At 64.3% G+C, this 21,244-nt stretch carries 19 protein-coding genes; 2 read left to right on the top strand and 17 right to left on the bottom strand.

What is annotated here, in order from left to right:
* Positions 1 to 223 precede the first annotated feature (223 nt).
* Positions 224 to 1,099 carry an aldose 1-epimerase gene (locus tag BM186_RS17755; protein WP_074917049.1) on the bottom strand — a complete coding sequence of 292 codons (876 nt, stop codon included), beginning with the start codon at positions 1,097 to 1,099 and terminating at the stop codon, positions 224 to 226.
* Between the two features lie 107 nt (positions 1,100 to 1,206).
* Here BM186_RS17755 and BM186_RS17750 point away from each other — a divergent pair, with 107 nt between their 5' ends.
* Positions 1,207 to 1,962 (top strand): FadR/GntR family transcriptional regulator, encoded by a 756-nt coding sequence (locus tag BM186_RS17750; RefSeq protein ID WP_072425828.1) that lies wholly within the window; start codon positions 1,207 to 1,209, stop codon positions 1,960 to 1,962.
* Between the two features lie 7 nt (positions 1,963 to 1,969).
* Here the strand turns inward: BM186_RS17750 and BM186_RS17745 are convergent, their stop codons facing one another.
* The 6 genes from BM186_RS17745 to BM186_RS17720 all read right to left on the bottom strand — a co-directional run bounded on the left by BM186_RS17745 (position 1,970) and on the right by BM186_RS17720 (position 7,652).
* Positions 1,970 to 2,872, bottom strand: a complete 903-nt coding sequence (locus tag BM186_RS17745) for an EamA family transporter (RefSeq protein WP_074917047.1) — start codon at positions 2,870 to 2,872, stop codon at positions 1,970 to 1,972.
* A 106-nt stretch (positions 2,873 to 2,978) separates the two neighbouring features.
* Positions 2,979 to 4,259 (bottom strand): TRAP transporter large permease, encoded by a 1,281-nt coding sequence (locus tag BM186_RS17740; RefSeq protein ID WP_072425826.1) that lies wholly within the window; start codon positions 4,257 to 4,259, stop codon positions 2,979 to 2,981.
* Entirely contained in the window at positions 4,259 to 4,786 is a 528-nt protein-coding gene (locus BM186_RS17735) for a TRAP transporter small permease (protein WP_037003197.1), read from the bottom strand. The genes BM186_RS17740 and BM186_RS17735 overlap by 1 nt, the downstream gene beginning before the upstream one ends.
* A gap of 59 nt (positions 4,787 to 4,845) precedes the next feature.
* Complete coding sequence (locus tag BM186_RS17730; RefSeq protein ID WP_072425825.1) at positions 4,846 to 5,820, bottom strand: TRAP transporter substrate-binding protein; 975 nt, start codon at positions 5,818 to 5,820, stop codon at positions 4,846 to 4,848.
* A 76-nt stretch (positions 5,821 to 5,896) separates the two neighbouring features.
* Positions 5,897 to 6,772 carry an SMP-30/gluconolactonase/LRE family protein gene (locus BM186_RS17725; protein ID WP_074917045.1) on the bottom strand — a complete coding sequence of 292 codons (876 nt, stop codon included), beginning with the start codon at positions 6,770 to 6,772 and terminating at the stop codon, positions 5,897 to 5,899.
* A gap of 52 nt (positions 6,773 to 6,824) precedes the next feature.
* Positions 6,825 to 7,652 carry an NAD-dependent epimerase/dehydratase family protein gene (locus tag BM186_RS17720; RefSeq protein WP_021490263.1) on the bottom strand — a complete coding sequence of 276 codons (828 nt, stop codon included), beginning with the start codon at positions 7,650 to 7,652 and terminating at the stop codon, positions 6,825 to 6,827.
* Positions 7,653 to 8,027: 375 nt separating this feature from the next.
* Here BM186_RS17720 and BM186_RS17715 point away from each other — a divergent pair, with 375 nt between their 5' ends.
* A complete protein-coding gene (locus tag BM186_RS17715) occupies positions 8,028 to 9,053 on the top strand; it encodes a LacI family DNA-binding transcriptional regulator (RefSeq protein WP_074917043.1) in 1,026 nt (341 codons plus the stop codon).
* A 5-nt stretch (positions 9,054 to 9,058) separates the two neighbouring features.
* On the opposite strand, the gene BM186_RS17710 is transcribed toward BM186_RS17715, so the two are convergent.
* From BM186_RS17710 to purU, 10 genes are all read right to left on the bottom strand, one after another.
* The gene (locus BM186_RS17710) at positions 9,059 to 10,162 is read right to left on the bottom strand and encodes a DUF1513 domain-containing protein (RefSeq protein WP_074917041.1); all 1,104 of its coding nucleotides are present in this window, start codon (positions 10,160 to 10,162) and stop codon (positions 9,059 to 9,061) included.
* Between the two features lie 2 nt (positions 10,163 to 10,164).
* A complete protein-coding gene (locus tag BM186_RS17705) occupies positions 10,165 to 11,226 on the bottom strand; it encodes an imelysin family protein (protein WP_074917040.1) in 1,062 nt (353 codons plus the stop codon).
* Positions 11,227 to 11,236: 10 nt separating this feature from the next.
* The gene (locus BM186_RS17700; RefSeq protein WP_074917038.1) at positions 11,237 to 12,649 is read right to left on the bottom strand and encodes a di-heme oxidoreductase family protein; all 1,413 of its coding nucleotides are present in this window, start codon (positions 12,647 to 12,649) and stop codon (positions 11,237 to 11,239) included.
* Positions 12,650 to 13,080: 431 nt separating this feature from the next.
* Positions 13,081 to 13,854 carry an IclR family transcriptional regulator gene (locus BM186_RS17690; RefSeq protein ID WP_074917036.1) on the bottom strand — a complete coding sequence of 258 codons (774 nt, stop codon included), beginning with the start codon at positions 13,852 to 13,854 and terminating at the stop codon, positions 13,081 to 13,083.
* A 94-nt stretch (positions 13,855 to 13,948) separates the two neighbouring features.
* Positions 13,949 to 14,623 (bottom strand): sarcosine oxidase subunit gamma, encoded by a 675-nt coding sequence (locus BM186_RS17685; RefSeq protein ID WP_083431622.1) that lies wholly within the window; start codon positions 14,621 to 14,623, stop codon positions 13,949 to 13,951.
* Position 14,624: 1 nt separating this feature from the next.
* Positions 14,625 to 17,522, bottom strand: coding sequence for a 2Fe-2S iron-sulfur cluster-binding protein (locus BM186_RS17680; protein ID WP_074917034.1), 2,898 nt, complete (start codon positions 17,520 to 17,522; stop codon positions 14,625 to 14,627).
* Positions 17,519 to 17,827 carry a sarcosine oxidase subunit delta gene (locus tag BM186_RS17675; protein WP_074917032.1) on the bottom strand — a complete coding sequence of 103 codons (309 nt, stop codon included), beginning with the start codon at positions 17,825 to 17,827 and terminating at the stop codon, positions 17,519 to 17,521. The genes BM186_RS17680 and BM186_RS17675 overlap by 4 nt, the downstream gene beginning before the upstream one ends.
* Positions 17,828 to 18,007: 180 nt before the next feature.
* Entirely contained in the window at positions 18,008 to 19,246 is a 1,239-nt protein-coding gene (locus BM186_RS17670) for an FAD-dependent oxidoreductase (RefSeq protein WP_074917030.1), read from the bottom strand.
* 5 nt (positions 19,247 to 19,251) lie between these two features.
* The gene (gene folD, locus BM186_RS17665) at positions 19,252 to 20,127 is read right to left on the bottom strand and encodes a bifunctional methylenetetrahydrofolate dehydrogenase/methenyltetrahydrofolate cyclohydrolase FolD (protein WP_074917028.1); all 876 of its coding nucleotides are present in this window, start codon (positions 20,125 to 20,127) and stop codon (positions 19,252 to 19,254) included.
* Positions 20,124 to 20,990: a formyltetrahydrofolate deformylase gene (gene purU / locus BM186_RS17660; protein ID WP_074917027.1), complete on the bottom strand. Its 867-nt coding sequence runs from the start codon at positions 20,988 to 20,990 to the stop codon at positions 20,124 to 20,126. Before purU ends, folD begins: the two co-directional genes overlap by 4 nt.
* Positions 20,991 to 21,244 lie beyond the last annotated feature (254 nt).

Raw genomic sequence — 21,244 nt, 5'->3', positions numbered from 1 at the left:
GATCGACCCACACGACAGCCGAAACACCAGGTTTCACTGTTGCGCTGAGGGATCAATCTAAAGTGCTTCGCCTTGGTTGGCTGGGAGAAAAGTTTGAAAAGTTTCACGCTTTGCATCTTTCTCCTTTCTCTTCAGTTACTTATCTATCTGTAACTTTTTTCCGAGAAAAGTTGCATTGGGCAACTGCCGGTATTATCGCCAACGCCTTTTGAATGTCCAGTGATCAGTCCGCAAGCGCCTGGTAGTGCAGGCTGAAACTCATCTGAGCACTTTGCTCTGCTGCCAGTAACTGCAGCCCTGGCCGACCCGCTAGATGATGAGCATTGACCGGGTGAGTGACAGGCTCGAAGCAGAAGAAGTTCTGCGCCTCTGGGCAGAACAACAGAAACACATTGCTGCCCTGCGCCTCGCAGACGAGTTGATAACCTGCGTCGGGTTGAATGATGCGAGCGCGTCCCGGCCATTGGGTAAACGCATTGTCGACAAGTTGTTGCGGCAACAGGGTGGGCTCGGAGAAATTCCACGCCTGTGGTAATTCGACCCACTGACGGGAAAGTTTGTCTTCACCGCATAACCAAACGCCGCTTGCCTGCGCCTGTACGCGCGTATGCGCAGTGCGCGGCAGATAAGGATGCAGGCCAAGGCCATACCAGGTGGGCTGTTCGCCAAGATGGGTGGCTTGTAACGTCAGGCGCAGATGGCCGTCAGTAAGTTGTACGTGGAGAGTGGCGTGATAGGGAAAGGGCGATTGGCTCTGCAGTTCCAGGCTTGCGCTGTCGGACGTCGCATTGACTATCTGCCAGGGTTGTTGCCAGGCACTGCCGTGTATCGGCAGTGCTTCGTGTTCGGTGTTGGCGCTCAACGCTTGCCAGCCGTCAGGGGTGGTGAAACCGCCGCTGCCAATGCGGTTGGACCAGGGCAGCAACGGGTAGCAGGCCAGGCGTCTGGGATTGGCGGCAGCCAGCGCCTGTTCGTTGCTGTGACGCAGCAGCGGCTGGCCGTCGCTTAAGCGCACCCAGTTGACCAGGCTTGCGCCCAGTTCCGGGGCAAAGGTCAATTGTGTCAGGCTATCGCGCAGGGTCAGCAGAGTCGTTGGCATTTGACGCTCCTAAGGCGTTATTTGTCGGGAATTCATAGTGTCATCGTACAACTGCTGGGCTATCATTACGGCAAAGCCACAGGTCTTAATTCGAGAACTCGTCCAACATGGATACGCAAAACGCTCAACCTCGTGCTCGTCGCAAGCATCGCAGCCTGGCTCAGGAGTTGGTGGCGGACCTGTCGCAGCGCATTCGTGATGGGCTGATCAAGCGCGGTGAGAAGCTGCCGACGGAGTCGGCGATCATGGAAGAGCAGGGCGTCAGCCGTACCGTGGTGCGCGAGGCTCTGTCGCGTTTGCAGGCAGCCGGCCTGGTCGAGACCCGTCATGGCATCGGTACATTCGTGCTGGATACGCCCAGTGCCAGTGGTTTTCGCATCGATCCGGCGACCATCGTCACCTTGCGCGACGTGCTGGCCATTCTTGAACTGCGTATCAGTCTTGAAGTGGAGTCTGCCGGGATGGCGGCTCAGCGCCGTAATGACGTGCAGCTGAAGGCCATTCGCGAGGCACTGGATGCCATCAACGAGAGCGCGATGCATGCCAGCGATGCCGTGTCCTCTGATTTCCAATTCCATCTGCGCATTGCCGAGGCTACCGGCAATCGCTATTTCACCGATATTCTCAGTCACCTGGGTACCAGCATCATCCCGCGTACCCGGGTCAATTCCGCCAGCCTTGCGCGCGACGATCAGGCCCACTACATGGCGCGTCTGGAGCGTGAGCACGAGCAGATCTTCGAAGCCATCGCGCGCCAGGATGCCGAGGCGGCGCGGGCAGCGATGCGTCTGCACCTGACCAACAGCCGCGAGCGCCTGCGTCAGGCGCATGAAGTGGCCGAGGCCGAAGCGCTGCACGGTTGAGCAGCCGCTAGCGGCGGTAAGCCAGCAAGACAATCCCGCCCACCACGATCAGCCCGCCGAGCACCTGCAGTGGGCCGAGCAACTGGCCGAGCACCAGCCACCCCAGCAGCATGCCGGCCACTGGTTCCATGTTCATCACCGGGGCGTTGCGGGCAATGTCCAGGCGCGGCATCAGGATGAACAGCATCGAGAACGCCGTGCCATAGAGCAGCACCAGGCACGCCAGGGCGATCCAGCCGGCCGCCGCGTTGGGCAGGCCCAGGCCGCCGGGCAGCGCACCGCTGGCACCGGCCAGGGCCGAGGCACTGAAGACCACCGCCATGGTCAGCATGCTGCGCACCCGTCCGGGCATGACTGACAGTCGATGTTCGGTAATCCACAGCGCAACGGCGAAGACCCCCGCAGCCGTCAGGCTGAACAGCACCCCTTCGACCCAACGTGCGTCGAGCTGAGTCTCGCCGGACAGGCGCGCCGGCACGTCCAGCACCAGCACCAGACCGAACAGGATCAGGCCCATGATCATCGCGGCGCGGCCGGTTGGCGCCGCGCCGCCGAGCGCCCAGGTGAGCAGCGCCAGAAGAATCGGCGAGAGGTTCACCACCAGCAATGCCAGGCCTACCGGGATGCGTGCCACGGCCGAGTAGATGCAAAAGCTTTGCACTGCGATCAGCAGCCCCAGCACCAACTGCCAGCCCCATGTGCTGCGGCTCAGGCGCAGCGAGTCGCGTTGCCACAGCACCAGCGCTGCGAGTACCAGCAGGGTGCCCCCGGAGCGGCAGAGCATGGCCATCAGCAGACCGGTGTCGTGGTCGAAGGCGATACGCGCGGCGATGTGGTTACCCGCGAAGGAGCAGGCCAGGGTGGCGAGGATCAGCGCGGCGATATGCCGGGGGAACGGGGTTGCTGACATGGCAGGGCGATACGTCCTTATAAAGCGAGAGCCGCCAGGCGGCGGCTCGGGTTGGATGAGGTAGCCCCGCAAGCGGGGCGGCTAATCAATGCCTGCGATCACTGAATCAGAGCACGACGCTGGGCAGCCACAGCGAAATGGCAGGGATATAGGTAACGGCCATCAGCACGGCGAACAGCGCGATGTAGAACGGCAGCAGCGCCTTCACGGTGTTTTCGATGGTGACCTTGCCGATCGCGGCGCCCACGAAGAGTACCGCACCTACCGGTGGCGTGATCAGGCCAATACCGAGGTTGACCAGCATGATCATGCCGAAGTGCACCGGATCGACGCCGAAGGAGGTCACCACCGGTAGCAGGATCGGCGTGAGAATCAGGATCAGCGGCGCCATGTCCATCAGCGTGCCCAGCACCAGCAACATGAAGTTGACGCACATCAGGATTACGTAGCGGTTGTCCGAGAAGGTCAGGAACGCAGTGGTGATCTTCGACGGAATCTGCATCAGGGTCATGATGTAGCCGAAGCTGGCGGCGAAGGCGATGAGGATCATCACGATCGACAGCGTGCGCACGGTGCGGTGCAGCATCTTCGGCAGTTCACTCCACTTGTAGTCGCGGTAGATGAACATGGTCACGAAGAATGCCCAGACCACCGCGACAGCCGCCGATTCGGTGGCGGTGAACACGCCACTGAGGATGCCGCCGAGGATGATGACCATGGTCATCAGGCCCCACAGTGCCTCGACGCAGATCTTCAACGCCTGGCGCAGTGGAATCACTTCGCCCTTGGGGTAGTTGCGCTTCTTGGCGAACCACAGGCACAGCGCGGCCATGGTGAAGCTGAGCAGCAGGCCCGGGCCGATGCCGGCGACGAACAGGGCGGCGATCGACACCGTACCGCCAGCGGCCAGCGAGTAGATCACCGAGTTATGGCTGGGCGGGGTGAGCAGCGCCTGTACCGAGCCGGAGACGGTCACAGCGGTGGAAAACTCGCGCGGGTAGCCTTTCTTTTCCATTTCCGGGATCAGCACCGAGCCGACCGAGGCGGTATCGGCCAGCGATGAGCCGGAGATGGCGCCGAAGAAGGTCGAGGCGGTGATGTTGACCAGCGACAGGCCGCCGCGGACGAAGCCGACCAGCACGCCGGCGAACGCCACCAGGCGCCGGGCCATACCGCCTTCGGCCATGATCGCGCCGGCCAGGACGAAGAACGGAATGGCCAGCAGGGAGAATTTGTTCACACCGCCGGCGATCTGAATCATCACGGCGTGCAGCGGGATGTCGATGTACCAGGCACCGATCAGGGTAGCCAGGCCAAGGGCATAGGCGACCGGGACGCGCAGCAGGATCAGGGCAATGAAGCTGCCCAGCAGGATGGCGGCATCCATTACACGGACTCCTTGGAATCTTCGCAGTTCTCGTAGTCGACGACGCGGCGTTTGTGCTGGTCGCCATAGAGCAGTTGTTCAAGGACGAACAGCAGGGTGATCAGGCCGCCCAGGGGAATCGGTGCGTAACTGATACCGACGCGCATCCAGGTCAGCGTGCTGAGGTACTGGTTCCAGGTGGCGACGCACAGCTTGTAGCCCCAGATCAGCATGAACAGGGCGATGGCGCCCATGGCCAGGCGTACGAACAGGGTGAGAAAGGGCTGAGCCACGTCGGGTAGGCGATCACTCAGCACCTGCACGGCCATATGCGCACCGGCGCGGTAGCTGGCGGCGGCGCCGACGAAGGTGAACAGCACCATCAGCAGGATGGCGATGGGTTCGGGCCAGCCCAGGCCCTGACCGAGTGCGTAACGGCTGAACACGCCCCAGGGGATGATCAGGGCCATGATCACGATCGCCAGGCCGGCGGTCGCGATACAGGCGCGGTAGATGACGTCATTGACGCCCAGAACCAGGTTTTTCATGAGACTTCACCGGTTGCGCGGCGCCAGCGAGGTGCCGGCGTCGCGCGCTTGCGCGTGGATTACTGAACGGCTTCGATGCGCTTGATCAGCTCGGCGAACTGCGCGCCGTACTTCTCACGTACCGGGGCGGTAGCGTCGTAGAAGGGCTTGGTGTCGACTTCGATGAACTCGACGCCTTCAGCCTTGAGTTTCTCGTCGCTGGCCTTTTCCTTGGCAACCCACAGGTCGCGCTCTTCCAGCTGAGCCTCTTTGGCCAGTTTCTTGACCTGCTCCTGCTGCTCCGGGGTCAGCTTGTTCCAGGTGGTCTTGGACATCAGCAGCGGCTCGGGGAGGATCAGGTGATGGGTCTGGGTGTAGTACTTGGCCGCACGGAAGTGGTTGTGCTCGAGCAGGGTTGGCGAGTTGTTCTCGGCGCCGTCGATCACACCGCTCTGCAGGGCGCTGAAAATTTCACCAGTGTCCATGGCGATGCCGTTGGCGCCCATGGCGTTGAGGGTGTCGATGAACAGAGGGTTGCCGATCACGCGGATCTTCATGCCTTTGAGGTCTTCCAGCGTACGTACCGGCTTCTTGGTGTAGAGGCTGCGGCTGCCGGCTTCCATCCATGCCAGGCCGACCATGTTGAAGTCGGAGTTGGTGATGGCGTCGAGGATTTCCTGACCGATTTCGCCGTCGACCACTTTGCGCATGTGGTCGATATCGCGGAACACGAACGGCATGTTGAAGACGTTGGTGGCAGGCACCACCGGGCCGACCGAACCGAGGCTGACGCGTGTCAGCTGAACGGCGCCAATCTGGGTCTGCTCGATCACTTCCTTCTCGGAACCCAGCACACCGCCGGCGAACATGCGGTATTTGATTTCACCGTTGGTGGCCGCTTCCAGTTTCTTGCCGAGGCTCTCCATGGCGACTACGGTCGGGTAGCCGGCCGGGTGGATTTCGGCAATCTTCAGGGTCGTCTCGGCCTGTACGAAGGAGGACAGACCGAGCGCTAGCGGAAGTGTGGCGAGAAGCAACTTGCGTTTGAGGTTCATGCGGAAAACTCCATCTTGTTGTTGTTGGTGAACAGCTGTGCAGTCCGGTGCCGCGAACGGCCCGGGGTGAATCGGATCAGGGTTGGAAGGCTGGCTCTTCGATACCGCGCACACCTGCCTGCAGGGCGAATACACCACCGGCCAGAGGCTGGTCGGAGAGATCGCCGCCAGGGCGGATCGAAGTGACGAACAGGGTATCCAGATTGGCGCCACCGAAGGCGCACATGGCTGGTTTCTTCACCGGTACGGTGAGCGAGCGATCGAGGCGGCCCTCGGGAGTGAAACGGTGGACCAAGCCTTCGTCGTTGCCGCAGATCCAGTAGCAACCATCGACGTCCATCGCGGCGCCGTCCGGGCGACCTGGGTGTTGCTTCATGTCGATGAACAGGCGCCGGTTGTGCGGCGTGCCGCTATCGATGTCGTAGTCGAAGGCCCAGACGCTCTGCACGCTCGGGTGCGAGTCGGAGAGGTACATAAGGCGACCGTCGGGGCTGAAAGCCAGGCCGTTGGGCACGATGAAGTCGTCGAGCACCTGTTGCAACTGGCCGTCGTAGCGATACAGCGCACCGACGCGCGCGCCCTGGGCCATGTCCAGCAGCATGGTGCCAGCCCAGAAGCGGCCCTGGCGATCACAGCGACCGTCGTTGAAACGCATCTCTGCTCGGGCATGTTCGACCTCTGCCAGGCGCTCGGCCTGTACGCTGCCATCGTCCTGCGGACGCAGATGGAAGATGCCGCTCTGCATGCCGGCGAGCCAGCCGCCAGCAGGATGCATGGCGATGCAGGCAAGCATCTCGTCGGCCTGCCAGCTGCGCGTCTGGCCATCGGCCGCGGACCAGCGATGCAGGCGGGCGGCAGGAATGTCGGCCCAGTAAAGAGCCTGTTCGGCTGCGTTCCACACCGGGCTTTCACCCGTGGCGTTGCGCGCATCGACAATCAGTTCGGCTGTCATGGCTGTGGCGCTCTACTTGTTGTTATGGCTTGGGGCGGTTGCGGCGCTGTGTTCAGTCGTCGCCGAACGGGCCGGCGGCAACGAAGGCGCCGCCCTGGTAGATGCGCGCCGGATCGTCGGCGGCCGGCATCGGCTGCGCTTCGACCTTGTCGCGGAACACTTCCGAGCTGTCCTTGGGCTTGAAGCCCAGGTGTGCAGCCTGGCTGTTGTCCCACCACACATCGCGGTTATCCGACATGCCGTAGACCACGGTGTGGCCGACGTTCTCGGTATAGAGGCAGCGTTCGAGCAGGTGGGTAAGGTCGTCGTAGCTCAGCCAGGTGCTCATCATGCGGCGGTTGGCGGGTTCGGGGAATGAGGAGCCGATGCGGATGCTGACGGTTTCGATGCCGTAGCGATCGAAGTAGAAGCTGGCCATGTCCTCGCCATAGGACTTGGACAGGCCGTAGTAGCCATCCGGGCGGCGCAAGCAGTTGGCGTCGAGGTGTTCGTCCTGCTTGTAGAAGCCAATGACGTGGTTGGAGCTGGCGAACACCACGCGTTTCACGCCATGGCGGCGGGCCGCTTCGTAGACATGGAACACGCCGCAGATGTTGGCACCGAGGATTTCTTCGAAGGGGCGCTCGACCGAGACGCCGCCGAAGTGCAGGATGGCGTCGACGCCTTCGATCAGTTGATGCACGGCAGCTTTGTCTGCCAGGTCGCAACGCACCACTTCTTCGTGGGGGCCGGCAGCGGGGGCCATCTCACCGATGTCGGACAAGCGCAGGATATTGGCGTAGGGGCGCAGACGTTCGCGCAGTACCTTGCCCAGCCCGCCGGCAGCGCCGGTCAGCAGCAGGCGATTGAAGGGGCGCAGTTCGCTGGAGATCGTGGTCATGGCTGGGCCTGGACTCTTGTTGCTTGTTGTTATTGGTTTGTCATACGTTGTCGTATGACTTGGATCGATTATCAGCACCAACCCAGGCAATGTCAACGCGACAGTGGGGGTAAATTGAGGTGTTTTGTCTGTGTTTCACCGAGCGGGTCCAACCCGTTAAACACCCATGATTGGTAAGGGAAACTACAGCTCGGTAGGCTCTACTACGCTAATTTATTGCGTTCGTACGGAGTATTCGAACAGTGCTCAGGTGGTCTCAGGCAGGTGCAGGGTCGGCATTCTCGGCGCGCATGTGACTAAAGTTGTATGACAACGTATCTCGATTGAGGTGGAGTGTCTTCTGATGCGAAGCACTCGAGTGACTGGAGGCGTGACATGGGCAGGAAACCTGCAGGCATCCGCAGCAGTGTGGCCCCGACGCTGATCGATGTCGCCAGGGTGGCAGGGGTGTCGCCGATCACCGTATCGCGGGCACTGGGCCGCCCCGAGGTGGTCACCGATGCCACCCGTAAGCGCGTACTGGAAGCGGTGCGGGCGACCGGCTATGTGCCCAATCTCGCCGCAGGTTCTCTGGCCTCCAGCCGCAGTCGGCTGGTGGCGATCTTCCTGCCGACCATTGCCAATTCGATTTTCGCCGACACCGTGCAGGCGCTGACTGACCGGTTGGCGGCCGCTGGCTACCAGACCTTGCTCGGCCTTACCGGCTACAGTCCCGAGCAAGAGGAGGCCTTGCTCGAGGCGGTGTTGGGGCGTCGGCCGGACGGTATCGTGCTGACCGGCACCGAGCATACCCAGGCGAGCCGTGAGCGCCTGGCGCGGGTGGGCATTCCACTGGTCGAGGCCTGGGATCTGTGCGAACACCCGGTGGACATGCTGGTTGGCTTTTCGCACGAGGCTGTGGGCCAGGCGTTGGCGCGCTATCTGATCGGCAAGGGCTATCGCCGAGTCTCGGTCGTGAGCATCGATGACCCACGCGGCCTGCGCCGTTATCGAAGCCTGGTGGAGGCGATGCAGGACTATGTGAAAGCTCCCGTGGCAGCGCAGATTTTGCCTGCGCCGGCAACCTTGGCGGTCGGCCGCGAAGGTCTGGCGCGTCTGCTGCAGGGAGATGCGGCGGGCGAGGTGGTGGTCTGCAGTTCCGACACGGTGGCGCAAGGCGTGATGGCCGAGGCACTCAGCCGTGGCCTGCGCATTCCTGACGATCTTGCGGTAATGGGGTTTGGCGACCTGTCCAGCGCGGCACACACTTACCCGCCGCTTTCCACCGTGCGGGTGGATGGGCCGCGCATCGGCTGCGCCATCGCTGATGCGCTGCTGGCGCGCTTCGCCGAGCCTGCGGCGGCGCGCCAGCCGCTGCGCCTGGACGTCGGATTCGAGGTGATCGAGCGCGGCAGCGCCTGAGCCTTTCAGGCCAGGCGCAGGTGGTTGTCCCACAGGCCGGCCGGTAACTTCAGGGCGTTGGTGACGATGCGCTCGCCGCGGCAATCGTACAGGCGGCAACGGCCCTGACCCGAGGTCACGACGAAACCGTCGGCAACCGCGCCAACGCCTGCACAGTCTGGCAATGGTACGTCCAGGCGCACCTGAGCGCTGTCCAGATCCCAGATGAAGAAGCGGTTGCCGCGCGGTGCGGTCAGCGCCAGCAGTCGCAGTTCGTCATGAATCGCCACGCTGGCGGTGTACTGGTTCATCGCCACGCGTTGCGTCTCGCCCAGGGCGAACGGCTGGAACGGCTGGCCGGGGCGCTTGATCGCCAGCAGCGGCACCTGATCATGCAGATCGCCCATGTACTGCTGGCCGCTGACCACCGTGCCGTCACGCGCGACAGCCAGGTGGCGGATGCTGTTCTGCTGGTCGGCCAGATGCTCCTGGCTGACCAGGCTGCCGTCGCGCCTGATCAGCACCAGGCTGGCCTGCATGGCGTCGAGGTTCATTTCCACGCGGCTTTCCGCTTCGGTACGGATTCCGCCGTTGGCCACCACCAGGGTTTCGCCATCGGGCATCCACAGCAGTTGGTGCGGGCCGACGCCATGGCTGCTGTGTTCACCGTCGCGCAGCAGTTGCTCACCCTGCAGGCGATAAACGCCAATGATGCCCCGGCCTGGCTCGGTGGTGTCGTTTTCGGTGGTGTACAGCCACTCGCCGCCTTTGTGGAACACCGCGTGGCCGTTGAAGTGGCGTCCGGCCGGCGAGCTCAGTGTTTGTAGCAGGCGACCGTCGCGGGTGTCGATCAGGTAGCTCTCGGTGCTCGGTCGGCGACCGACGAACAGTGCCATCGGCAGGGCGGGGTGCGGCACCACATCGTGGCAGCGTTCGTTCACCGGTGTGGCGAAGGCACGCTGACCATCGAGGCGATAGCCGACGGCGTAGTGGTTGCCGTCGCCGTCGTCACGGGCCGACAAAAGCAACGGCTGGCCGGATGGGCCGAACAGCGTCCAGCCACCGAAGGCGCCTGCCGCCGCCAGGCTGGCAGCGGCTGCACTGAGGCCGAGGAAGGCTCTGCGTTGCATGCTCAATCCCCGTCGTGGGCGTTGAAGCCGATCTGCACGTCGAGGGCCTTGGCCAGTTCGCTTTCCTGCAGGCGGTGCAGGCGATTGAGACTGTCGTACAGCTCGTTCAGGGCGGTGCGACCGGCTTCATCTTCCAGCAACTCACCTAGTGGGCTGTCGAGTGCGGCCAGGCGTTGACGGGTGTCCTGGTAAGCGGCGTCGATGCGTTTTGCCAGGTCGGCCTGGTCATCGCCCAGCAGCGACTGAATACCGTCACGGTTGCTGCCGTGCCACAGCAGTTCGGCACTGGCCAGTGCGGCGCCCTGGTTGGCCAGGCTGCCGGCACTGCGCCAGGCTTCGGCCTGGTAAGGCTGGGCGATGCCCTTGTTCTGGCGGCCCATCGGCGCACCGAGTTTCTTCTTCAGGCCATCCAGGGCGCTGACCTGCACGCGCAACAGCTCGGCGATCGCTTCGTTGGCGTCGGCGTAGCGCTCGTTGGGGAATGCCTTCAGCTGTTCGGCCATGCCAGATTTGGCCTGCCATTCGCCAACGATCTCTGCGGCCAGTGCCTGCTGGTGTTTGCCGATGGCTTGCAGCAGTGGGCAATAGCGCGCTTTCTGTTCGGCCTGGGCGAGGTCCAGATTGGGGTCGAACAGAATGTATTCGTAGGCGGTCAGGCCCTGAACCACCACGCTGGCATTGGACAGGTCATCCGCACTCAACTGCGGCTTGTTCTTCAGCAATGCTTCGACCTGGCGCTGCACCAGGTTCTTCTTGTCCGGCCAGAACTGGATTTGCCAGGCGCGGTTGCCTTCGGCCAGCGGCCCGATCAGCAAGGGTTGCAGGCCGGCCCAGGCGCTTTGTGCGCCGAGAAAGGCCTGGCGAGCGGCGCTCAGATCGGTGCTGCCTGCACAGAAGGCTTCGGCATTGGCCGCCAACTGGCGGTCAGCTTCCTGCCAACTGCTGTAGGCCGGCAACAGCACGCCATCGGTCAGCGCAGCGCTGACCTTGGCTTGCGGGTCCTGCTGGCCGCAGCCGACCAGGGCCAGGCCGAGCAGGGAGGCGATCAGGGTTTTGTGCAACATCGCAGGCTCCTCAAAGGGAATTCAGGAAGGCGAGCAGCGCTGCTCGCTCGTCGGCATCGAATTTCAGCACATGCAGTTTGGCCGCCTCGGCCTCGCCACCGTGCCAGAGAATGGCTTCCAGCAGGTTGCGTGCACGGCCGTCATGCAGGAACTGAGTGTGACCATTGACCGCTTGCGTCAGGCCAATGCCCCACAACGGCGCCGTGCGCCATTCGCGACCGGTGGCGAGAAACTCCTCGCGGCCATCGGCCAACCCGTCGCCCATGTCATGCAGCAGCATGTCTGTATAAGGACGGATCAACTGGTTGGCCAGTTCCGGCTCGGCGGCATCGGCCGAGGTAGTGAAACTGGGTGTATGGCATTGCTGGCAGCCGGCCTGATGGAACAGGCTCTTGCCCTTGAGCACCTCGGGCGCATCGACGTCACGCCGGGCCGGCACGCCCAGGTTGCGGCTGTAGAACAGTACGCTGGCCAGAATATTGTCGCTGACCTCCGGTTCGCCACCATGGGGCGCGGCCAGGCAATCGGCCTGCGCCGCGGTGCAGTTGTCATGGGGGATCAGCGAACTGGTCAGGCCCATGTCATTGGCGAAGGCATCGGCATTCTGCTGGTTGAGGTTGGGTTGTCCGGCCTTCCAGCCGAAGCGCCCGAGCACGCTGCGTTGCAGCTGTCGATCCCAGACGATGTTGGGGCGCCCGGAAATGCCGTCGCCATCGGCATCATCCGGATCGGCAGCGGCGAGTATGTCCTGCTCGGCAATGGCTTCGAGCAAACCAAGGCCGATCATCGGCGGGGCGATGCGAGTGGAGAACAGGGTGTCCGGATGCATGGCGCCATAGCCCAGCTGGCTGATCTGCAGCTCGGGTTTGCGCAGCTCCACCAGGGTGCCATCGGCGAAGCGCACCGGCACGCTGCTGTAGGTGACGCGGACCTTGCCCTCGGGGGCTATGCCGGGGTTGGCCATGTCCTGCAGCTGGGTGCCGTAGGTGGGCTCGGCGACCACGCCCTGGCGCTGCAGCAACTCGGCATGCTCGGGGCCGGCCGGCAGCGACAGACGCACCAGCATGGAGGCAGCGCTGAGTGCGCCCGGCTCGGGCGGATGGCCGCGGCCGTCCTTGAGGTGGCAGTTCTGGCAGGCATTGGTGTTGAACAACGGGCCCAGGCCGTCGCGCGCGGTGGTGGTGGCCGGCGCCGTGACCCAGGGGTTGCGGAAGAAACTGTTGCCCACCGCGAAATCCAGACGGCGGCTGGGTGCGAGGTTCGCCGAAGGCAGGGAGAAGGCGTTGTGATCGAACTTGCGTACCGTCGCCGCACCGGCCGAGAGATGTTCGCCAGGCTCTGCCTGGGTGAATTCAGGCCGCTGTTCGCAAGCGATCAGAGACAGGGCCAGAAAGGGCAGCAGGCAGCGCTGAAGCGGCGACATCGTGGAACTATCCGGCGGGCAGGAAACGGGGCGCCAAGATTAGCAGGCTAACGGAATTTAAATAAGATCAATTAGCGTTATCTGCCCAAGTGGCGCAGTCGCCAGGCATGTCAGGCGCTTGCCCTGTGCACTGCGATAAACCACTTCGGCTGCATGGCGGTGAAGTCGGTGGGTACGTTGCGAGGCAGGTATCTGGCCGAATCCCGCTCATGCATCTGCCCGGCTGAGCGCTTGAACACGATGCAATGCCAGAAGTCTCGGCCGTTTATCCGGTGATGTTTGATGGCCGGCAAGGCCAGGCAGGGTTTTCCAGGAGATGATGGGCGTTTCGCTGGTTGCTGCCCTTGCGCCGCCGCTGGCGAGCAGGCGGCGCACGTGTTGGGCGACAGCGTATCGGCGCGCTTGCCGCTGGGGAAGTGCCCTGAGCCCTGTTACATGCGCGCGCCCAGCTCCAGGGAAATCGCATCCGCGCACTGTTGCAGGCTTTCCCGATAGCGTTCGCGTGCCACCGGGCTGTCCATCACCGCTTCGGGACCGGACAGGTTGATGGCCGCCACCACGTCGCCGCGATGGTCGCGCACGGCGCAGGCGATGGCGGTGGAGTAGTCGGAGCGGTGCATCACCCAGCCGCGCTCGCGGTCGCGTTCCAGCAATTGCTGCAGTTCGGGCAGGGTCTTCGGCGCGGGCGGTGGGTAGTCGTCCAGGCGCACGTGCTGGTAGAGCTTGTCCAGCTCCATGGGTGTCAGGCCGCTGAGCAGCATGCGGCCCATGGCCGTGCAGTGGCAGGGAATGCGCGTGCCGATGGGGATGTTCACCGACAGGCGCTGGGCGGCGAAGGCGCGGCCGATATAGAGGCTGTCGGTCTGCTCGCGGATGGACAGGTGGCACGACAGCGAGGTGCGGTCGCGCAGGGCATTGAGGTGCGGCATGGCGATGTCCACCAGGTCGCGGCTGGCCAGGTAGGCGAAGCCATCGCAGAGCACCTGCGGGCCTAGCTCGTAGCTGTTCTTGCCGAGCTTGCGCAGGTAGCCCATGTCGGTGAGCGTGACCAGGATGCGATAGATGGCCGAGACGCTGACCCCCAGGCGCTCGGCGATGGCGTTGCTGCTCAGGCTGCGCTCGCTGGCGTTGAACATCTGCAGGATGCTCAGGCCGCGTTGCAGCGCCGGTACGCGGTAGTCCAGTTCGTCTTCGTGGATGCCCATGGCTGTCCTCCAGATTCGGTGGGGAGGTGGTGCGAATGGCGCACACTACGTTTGGCGCCATGGCCGTAGGGTGCGCCGTGCGCACCTTGGGGGCTCAGGGCAGGGCGTCGATTCCCACCGGCCGGCCGCCGAACTCCTGCATGGCATCGAGTAGCGCACCCCAGAAGTAATGCACCGAGGCGCGGTCGCAGAGGAGGTGCAGGCACGGCACTTCGCCCAGCGGCAGGTTGGCGACTATGACGTTGACCCGCGCTGCCGAGGTCTGCGCCACCTGGCCGACGGCGAAGGCCTGCGGGCTGAGGTCGACGCCGCAGAGCTTGGCCATCACCTCGGTCTGGCAAGTGCCTGTGAGCACCAGCCAGGCGTGGCTGTCCTGGCGCGGCAGCAGATACTGGCCGGCGCTGGGCTGCCACTGGCTTTCCTCGCGCTGCGTTTTGCTGCCGGCATCGTGCAGGCTGCCGAGCAGCAGGTACTCGGTCTGCGACAGGCGCAGTACGTGGCTGCCATCGGCCTGGCTCAGCGCCTGGTTGGGCGCCTGCGGTAGCTGGTAGCCCAGTGCGCCCAGGTAGTCAGCCGCCGCCGGGCCGCGCAGGCCGTAGCGGGCGAGGTTGGTCAGGTCGATGAGCGCGCAGTGGCCCAGCAGGGCGCTTTCGTCGCCCTGGCCGTAGGTGGTGACGATGCAGCTCTCGCCGAACGGGGCGAGGGTGGCGCCGGCCTGCAGGCGGTAGAGCGGGCTGCGCGCTGCGAATTGATTGGCTTGGAGGGTCATCTCACAGCTCCTGGCGTTGGCTTTCAGGGTCATAGAAGGGCAGTTGCACCACGGTGGCCTGCACCATCTCGCCGCCTTCGACGCGGATCGGCAGGCGCTGGCCCGGCGTGGCCTGGTCGGGCGCGCAGTAGGCCAGGCCGATGATCTGACCGAGGGTCTGCGAGTACTCGCAGGAGGTGACGTTGCCGCTGATGTCCGGCCCCTTGAGCACCAGATGGCCTTCCAGCGGCTGGCTGCTGCCCTTGGGCAGGGTGAAGCCGACCAGCTTGCGGATCGGCGGCTGCGCTTCGAGGATTTCCACCGAGCGTTTGCCGACGAAGAACGGCTTGCTGCGGGCGATGGCCCAGCCCATGTCGATCTCGGCCGGGCTGGTCATGCCGTCGGTGTCCTGGCTGATGATGACGTGGCCCTTTTCCAGGCGCAGCAGGCGCTGCGTCTCGACGCCGAAGGGGCGGATGTCGAACTCCCGACCGGCTTCCATCAGCGCATCCCACAGGGCTTCGCCATAACGCGCCGGAACGTGGATTTCGTAGCCCAGTTCACCGACGAAACCGACCCGCAGCAGGCGGGCGGGAATGCCGGCGACCGTGCCCAGGCGCACGGCCAGGTAGGGGAAGCCCTCGGCGGACAGGTCGACATCACTGCACAGTTTGGCCAGCACCTTGCGCGAATCCGGCCCGGCCAGGTTGACCGCAGCCAGCGCGGCGGTGACGTTGGTGATGTCGACGTTCAGGCGCCACTGCGCGTTCCACTTGAGCATCTGCTGGTAGACGCGATCGACACCGCTGGTGGTGGCGCTGACGTAGAAGTGCTCGTCGGCAAAGCGCGCGCAGACGCCATCGTCGATCACCACGCCATGCTCGTTGGTCATCAGCGCATAGCGCGAACGGCCCACCGTCTGCTTGGCGAAGGCGAAGGTGTAGAGGCGGTTGAGCAGCTCGGCGGCGTCCGGGCCGCGCACGTCGAGGCCGCCCAGGGTGGATACGTCGATCAGGCCGACCTTCTCACGCACCTGGCGCGCCTCGGCCTGCATGCAGGCTTCGCGTTCTTCCGGCTTGCCGTAGTAGGCTGGGCGCTGCCAGATGCCGGCGGGCATCATCTTCGCCCCCAGCTCCAGATGGCGTGCGTGCATGGCGGTTTGCCGATACGGATCGAAGCCACGCCCAGCAACCTGCGCCAGGGTTTCCGGGCTGAACGGCGGGCGCGCGGTGGTCACCCCGGTTTCGCTGACGCTGCGGCCCGTGGCCTGAGCGACCAGACGTGCGGTGGGCAGCGCCGAGTGGCGGCCCTGCGAGGGGCCCATGCCGACGGTGGAGAAGCGTTTGACCAGTTGCACGTCGCGGTAGCCGATGCGGGTGGCGTTGACGATGTCACGCACCTGCAGGTCTTCGTCGAAGTCGACGAAATCCTTGCCTTTCGGGTGTGGGAAGATCGGCCAGGGGAAGTTGACCCGTGGCTCGGCTGGCAGCTCGCGCAGTGGCTGACTGGCTTCCAGGCCAAGGGCGGCCAGTGCGCGCAGGGCGCCGTTGGCGGCATCGATGAGCAGCGCGTCGAGGGCATTGCGACCGTTGACCGAACCGACCACCTGCAGCCCGCTTGGCAGGCCGGACAGGCTGAAACAGGCACTGGCGTCGTCGTAGTCCAGCTTGCCGCCGGCCTGGCACAGCAACTGGTACACCGGCATGTAGCCGGCGGACATGCACAGCAGGTCGCAGTCGATGCGCAGGCCGCTCGCGGCAACCTCACCCTGGGCGGTGATGCGGCGCACGTCCACGGCGTGCAGGTGCTTGTCGCCCAGCGCTTCGTACACCGTGCTGCTGGCATGGCAGGCAACGCCACGGGTTTGCAGGGCGGTGGCCAGGCTGCCGTCAGCGGCGCGCTCGCGCATGTCCACCAGGGCGGCGACCTCGACACCGGCATCGAGCAGGTCGAGGGCGGCCAGGTAGCTGTCGTCGTTTCCGGTCAGCACCACGGCGCGTTGGCCCGGCTTGACCGCGTAGAGCTTGATCAGGCGCTGCGCGGCGCTGGTCAGCAGCACGCCGGGCAGGTCGTTGTTGCGGAACACCACCGGCTGGTCGAAGGCGCCAGCGGCATTGATGCACTGGCGGGCGCGCACCTTGTACATGCGATTGCCCTGGATCACTGGCAGGTAGTGATCGGTGAACCAGGCGTTGCAGGTGGCGTCCTTGAGGATGCGGATATTGGCGTGGCCTTCGACGGCGGCCAACAGCTCGGCGCGCAGCTCGGTGGCACGCTTGCCTTCGACGTCGAAGCGCGCCCAGGTCAGCGCGCCGCCCAGATAATTCTGCTGTTCGATCAGCAGCACCTTGGCCCCGGCGTTGGCTGCGGTCAGCGCCGCGCACAAGCCGGCAGGGCCGGCGCCGATCACCGCGAGGTCGGTGAACAGGAAGGCCTTGTCGTGGTACTGCGGTTGTAGCTTGAGGTTGAGCACGCCGAGGCCGGCTTTCTTGCGGATCAAGGGTTCCCAGACCTTCCACATGCCCTTGGGCTTGTAGAAGGAGCGGTAGTAGAAGCCCACCGGCATGAACTTGGAGAAGTGCCCGAGCAGGGCGTCGCGATCCTTGTCCAGGCTGCCGTTATAGTTCTGCGCGCTGACTTGCAGGCCGCCAGACAGCGGCTGCATGTCGGCCAGCACGTTGGGCTCGTCCGGCAGTTGCACCAGGGTGTTGGCATCCTGCCCGGCCATCGACAGCGGGCCGCGCGGGCGGTGGTACTTGAACGAGCGCGACAGCAGCCAGCGCTGGTTGGCCAGCAGGGCGCTGGCGATGCTGTCGCCGGCCAGGCCCTGGTAGGTGGTGCCCTCGAAGTCGAAACTGACGGGGCGGTTGCGGTCGATCAGCAGGCCCAGCGGGGCCGGCAGGCGGGCAGCGGCGCTCATGCGCTCACCTCCTGGGGTTGGGCAGGTGCGGCGAAGTCGACGCGGCGGTCGAACAGTTCCTTGGGGTCGAAGGTGCGCAGGATCTCGTCGCTGACGGTGTGGCGTTCGGCCAGGAACCAGTAGCTGGAGGCGTTGTGCATCCACCACTCGGTGACGACGCCGGCGCGGTTTTCGCTGTTGAACACGTAGTCGGCCCATTCGGCGTCCGAGCAGGTGTTCGGATCGGGCATGCGCTTGAGTTCGCCGCCGTAGGTGAATTCGTTGATGTTGCGGGGCCCGTTGAGCGGGCAGGGCATGATCTTCATGGTGATCCCCAGTCATTCAGCTTGCGTAGCGGGTGGCGTCGGAACGCCACCCGAGCTTCGATCTGCTCCCTCTCCCATGCTCTTTGCTCAAGGGCAGGGAGAGGGCTGGGTAGAGGACGCTTTGAGTCAAGCAGCCCTCTCCCCCATCCCCTCTCCCGCAAGCGGGAGAGGGGAGTTCATTCAGTGGCTCGCCGCCGTGGCGCCCATCTCGTTGACCTGGCGGAAGGTCGAGAAGCGCTCGAGGGCGAAGGGTTTGATCAGGGCCGGGGTCTTGCCGGTGGCGACCAGCTCGGCCATGGTCCAGCCGCAGATCGGCGTGGCCTTGAAGCCCCACGTGCCCCAGCCGGCGTCGAGGTAGTAGTTGTCCAGCGGCGACTGACCCATGATCGGGCTGTAGTCCGGGGTCATGTCGGTACTGCCGGCCCACTGGCGCATCAGCTTGGCGCCGGCCATGAAGGGGAACATCTCGATGGCGTGGGCCAGCAGGCTTTCCTTGAGGTCAAGGGTGGAGCGCGTGTTGTACAGCGGGTAGGGGTCAGAGCCACCACCGAAGACGATCTCGCCACGGCTGGTCTGCTGCACGTAGCAGTGCAGCGCCGAGGAACTCACCAACGGGTCGAGGAAGGGCTTGAACGGCTGGGTGACCATGGCCTGCAGCGGGTAGGTGTGGATCGGCGCCTTGATGTTCAGCTTGTTCATCAGCAACGAGCTGGCGCCGGCCACCGCCTGCACCACGCAGCCGCAGCGCACGTCGCCACGGTTGGTGCGCACGGTGGTGACGCGACCGTTCTCGACGACGAAGTCCTGCACCTCGGTGAGCTGGTGGATTTCCACGCCGCGCTTGGCCGCCTGCTTGGCGTAGCCCCAGGCCACGGCGTCGTGGCGCGCGGTGGCGCCGTCGATGTGCCAGAGGCCGGCGAGCACCGGCAGGTGGCCGGGGTCGAGGTTCAGGCAAGGCACCAGCTCGCGGATCTGCTGGCGGTCGATCATCTCGGTGCGGCCGCCGAAGTGCTTGTTCACCTCGGCGCGCTGGCGGAAGGCGCGCACGGTGGCGTCGGTGTGCGCCAGGGTGAGCTGGCCACGCTCGGAATACATGATGTTGAAGTCGAACTCGTTGGACAGCTCCTTGAACATCCGCACCGACTCGGCATAGAAGCGCACGCCTTCGCTGGTGAGGTAGTTGGAGCGGATCACCGCCGTGTTGCGCGCGGTATTGCCACCGCCGAGGTAGGACTTCTCCAGCACCGCGACGTTGGTCACGCCGTGGTACTTGGCTAGGTAATAGGCGGTGGCCAGGCCATGGCCGCCACCACCGATGATGACCACGTCGTACGCTGGTTTGAGTTCCTTCGGCGCAGGCAGGTCGACCTCCACGGGGTATTCCGAGGACAGGCCGTACTTGAGCAGGGCAAGGGGCATTGCGGTTACTCCTGGGCCGTCAGGCCATGTTGCTGGCGGGCGGCAGTGACTGTGTTTTGCATCAGCAGGGCGATGGTCATCGGGCCGACGCCGCCGGGCACCGGGGTGATGGCCGAGGCCACCTCCCGCACCGCGTCGAAGTCGACGTCGCCGACCAGGCGCGAGCGGCCGTCCTCGTCGATGCGGTTGATGCCGACGTCGATCACCACCGCGCCGGGTTTGATCCAGTCGGCGCCGATCATCCGTGGGCGACCGACGGCGGCGACGACGATGTCGGCCTGGCCGCAGAGCTTCTCCGGCTTGACGCTGCGCGAATGCAACACGGTGACGCTGCAGTTGGCGGCCAGCAGTAGCGCCGCCATCGGCTTGCCGACGATGTTCGAGCGGCCGACCACCACAGCATGCTTGCCGGACAGGTCGCCGAGGGTGTCGCGTAGCAGGCGCATGCAGCCGGCCGGGGTGCAGGGCGTGAGCACCGGGCGGCCCTGGCTGAGGCCACCGACGTTCTCGCTGTGGAAGCCGTCGACGTCCTTGGCCGGGTCGATGGCCTGCAGCACGCGGGTTTCATCGATATGCACCGGCAGTGGCAACTGCACCAGAATGCCGTTGACCGATGCGTCGGCATTGAGCGCGGCCACCACTTCCAGCACAGCTTCGGCGCTGGCGTCAGCGCTCAGGCGGTATTCCAGCGAGCGGATGCCCACTTCGCCCGCGCGCAGCACCTTGTTGCGCACGTAGACCTGGCTGGCCGGGTCATTGCCGACCAGCACCACGGCCAGCGCCGGCTCGATGCCTTTGGCCTTGAGCACGGCCACGTCAGCGGCAACTTCGGCGAGCACGCGCGCGGCGGTGGCCTTGCCGTCGATCAGTTGCGCGCTCATCGGAAGATCACCGTCTTGTCGTGGTTGAGGAACACGCGGTGTTCGAGGTGGTACTTGACCGCCTTGGACAGGGCCACGGTTTCGGTGTCGCGCCCCACCGCCACCAGGGCATCGGGGGTGTAGTTGTGATCCACGCGCTGCACTTCCTGTTCGATGATCGGGCCTTCGTCGAGGTCGGAGGTGACGTAGTGCGCGGTGGCGCCGATCAGCTTCACGCCCCGGTCGTAGGCCTGGTGATAGGGCTTGGCGCCCTTGAAGCCGGGCAGGAAGGAATGGTGGATGTTGATGGCACGACCAGAGAGCTGCTTGCACAGGTCGTCGGAGAGAATCTGCATGTAGCGCGCCAGCACCACCAGCTCGGTCTTGGTCTCGTCGACGATCTTCAGCAGCTCGGCTTCCTGCTGGGCCTTGGTGTCCTTGGTCACCGGCAGGTAAATGAAGCGAATACCCTCGCGCTCGGCCATTGGCCGCAGGTCGAGGTGGTTGGAGACGATGGCGGTGATCTTCATCTGCAGCTCGCCCTTCTGGTGGCGATAGAGCAGGTCGGCCAGGCAATGGTCGTACTTGCTGACCATCAGCAGCACGCGCATCGGCTCGGTGGCGTCATACAGCTCCCAGGCCATCTCGAAGCGCTCGGCGACATCGACGAAGCCGTCCTGGATCTGCTGGATGTCACCCTGGAACCCGCTGTTGAAACGGAATACCGCGCGCATGAAGAAGGCACCGCTGACCTCGTCGTCGAACTGCGCCATTTCGCTGATGTAGCAACCATGGTCGGCGAGGAAGGACGTTACGGCGGCGACGATGCCGGATGTGGCCGGGCAACTGATCTTGATCACGTATGGGTGCTTGGCGTGCTGCATGGCGAATCCTCTGCTGGGGGCGGCGGCAGGAAAATCTTTATGGATAAAAGGGTTGTTCGTCTGTGAAGAAAAATTACCGTGACGAATCTATTTTTCGTGCTGGTGATTTTTATAAGTGAATGAAGCAGGCATGTCTATGCCTGTTGAGAACTTTTTTATCCTGAGGGGAAACATGGGCTGGCGACATCGACGCGAGCAGTGCGATGTGCAGGCAAGCCAATGAGGGTGAAGGTTTACACCCCGTAGCCCGGATG

Origin of the sequence: Ectopseudomonas toyotomiensis, from assembly GCF_900115695.1 — a bacterium.
GTDB lineage: Bacteria > Pseudomonadota > Gammaproteobacteria > Pseudomonadales > Pseudomonadaceae > Aquipseudomonas > Aquipseudomonas toyotomiensis.
The sequence above is the reverse complement of the archived record's forward strand: the minus strand, read 5'-3'. Positions and strand labels throughout refer to the sequence as shown.

Bases quoted from the DNA above. Each gene is read 5' to 3' on its own strand.
- BM186_RS17730 (WP_072425825.1), bottom strand. From the start codon at position 5,820: ATGAACCTCAAACGCAAGTTGCTTCTCGCCACACTTCCGCTAGCGCTC.
- purU (WP_074917027.1), bottom strand. From the start codon at position 20,990: ATGCAGCACGCCAAGCACCCATACGTGATCAAGATCAGTTGCCCGGCC.
- BM186_RS17710 (WP_074917041.1), bottom strand. From the start codon at position 10,162: ATGCAACGCAGAGCCTTCCTCGGCCTCAGTGCAGCCGCTGCCAGCCTG.
- BM186_RS17735 (WP_037003197.1), bottom strand. From the start codon at position 4,786: ATGAAAAACCTGGTTCTGGGCGTCAATGACGTCATCTACCGCGCCTGT.
- BM186_RS17685 (WP_083431622.1), bottom strand. From the start codon at position 14,623: ATGACCCTCCAAGCCAATCAATTCGCAGCGCGCAGCCCGCTCTACCGC.
- BM186_RS17705 (WP_074917040.1), bottom strand. From the start codon at position 11,226: ATGTTGCACAAAACCCTGATCGCCTCCCTGCTCGGCCTGGCCCTGGTC.
- BM186_RS17745 (WP_074917047.1), bottom strand. From the start codon at position 2,872: ATGTCAGCAACCCCGTTCCCCCGGCATATCGCCGCGCTGATCCTCGCC.
- BM186_RS17700 (WP_074917038.1), bottom strand. From the start codon at position 12,649: ATGTCGCCGCTTCAGCGCTGCCTGCTGCCCTTTCTGGCCCTGTCTCTG.
- BM186_RS17680 (WP_074917034.1), bottom strand. From the start codon at position 17,522: ATGAGCGCCGCTGCCCGCCTGCCGGCCCCGCTGGGCCTGCTGATCGAC.
- BM186_RS17690 (WP_074917036.1), bottom strand. From the start codon at position 13,854: ATGGGCATCCACGAAGACGAACTGGACTACCGCGTACCGGCGCTGCAA.
- BM186_RS17750 (WP_072425828.1), top strand. From the start codon at position 1,207: ATGGATACGCAAAACGCTCAACCTCGTGCTCGTCGCAAGCATCGCAGC.
- BM186_RS17755 (WP_074917049.1), bottom strand. From the start codon at position 1,099: ATGCCAACGACTCTGCTGACCCTGCGCGATAGCCTGACACAATTGACC.
- BM186_RS17715 (WP_074917043.1), top strand. From the start codon at position 8,028: ATGGGCAGGAAACCTGCAGGCATCCGCAGCAGTGTGGCCCCGACGCTG.
- folD (WP_074917028.1), bottom strand. From the start codon at position 20,127: ATGAGCGCGCAACTGATCGACGGCAAGGCCACCGCCGCGCGCGTGCTC.
- BM186_RS17675 (WP_074917032.1), bottom strand. From the start codon at position 17,827: ATGAAGATCATGCCCTGCCCGCTCAACGGGCCCCGCAACATCAACGAA.
- BM186_RS17720 (WP_021490263.1), bottom strand. From the start codon at position 7,652: ATGACCACGATCTCCAGCGAACTGCGCCCCTTCAATCGCCTGCTGCTG.
- BM186_RS17670 (WP_074917030.1), bottom strand. From the start codon at position 19,246: ATGCCCCTTGCCCTGCTCAAGTACGGCCTGTCCTCGGAATACCCCGTG.
- BM186_RS17725 (WP_074917045.1), bottom strand. From the start codon at position 6,772: ATGACAGCCGAACTGATTGTCGATGCGCGCAACGCCACGGGTGAAAGC.
- BM186_RS17740 (WP_072425826.1), bottom strand. From the start codon at position 4,259: ATGGATGCCGCCATCCTGCTGGGCAGCTTCATTGCCCTGATCCTGCTG.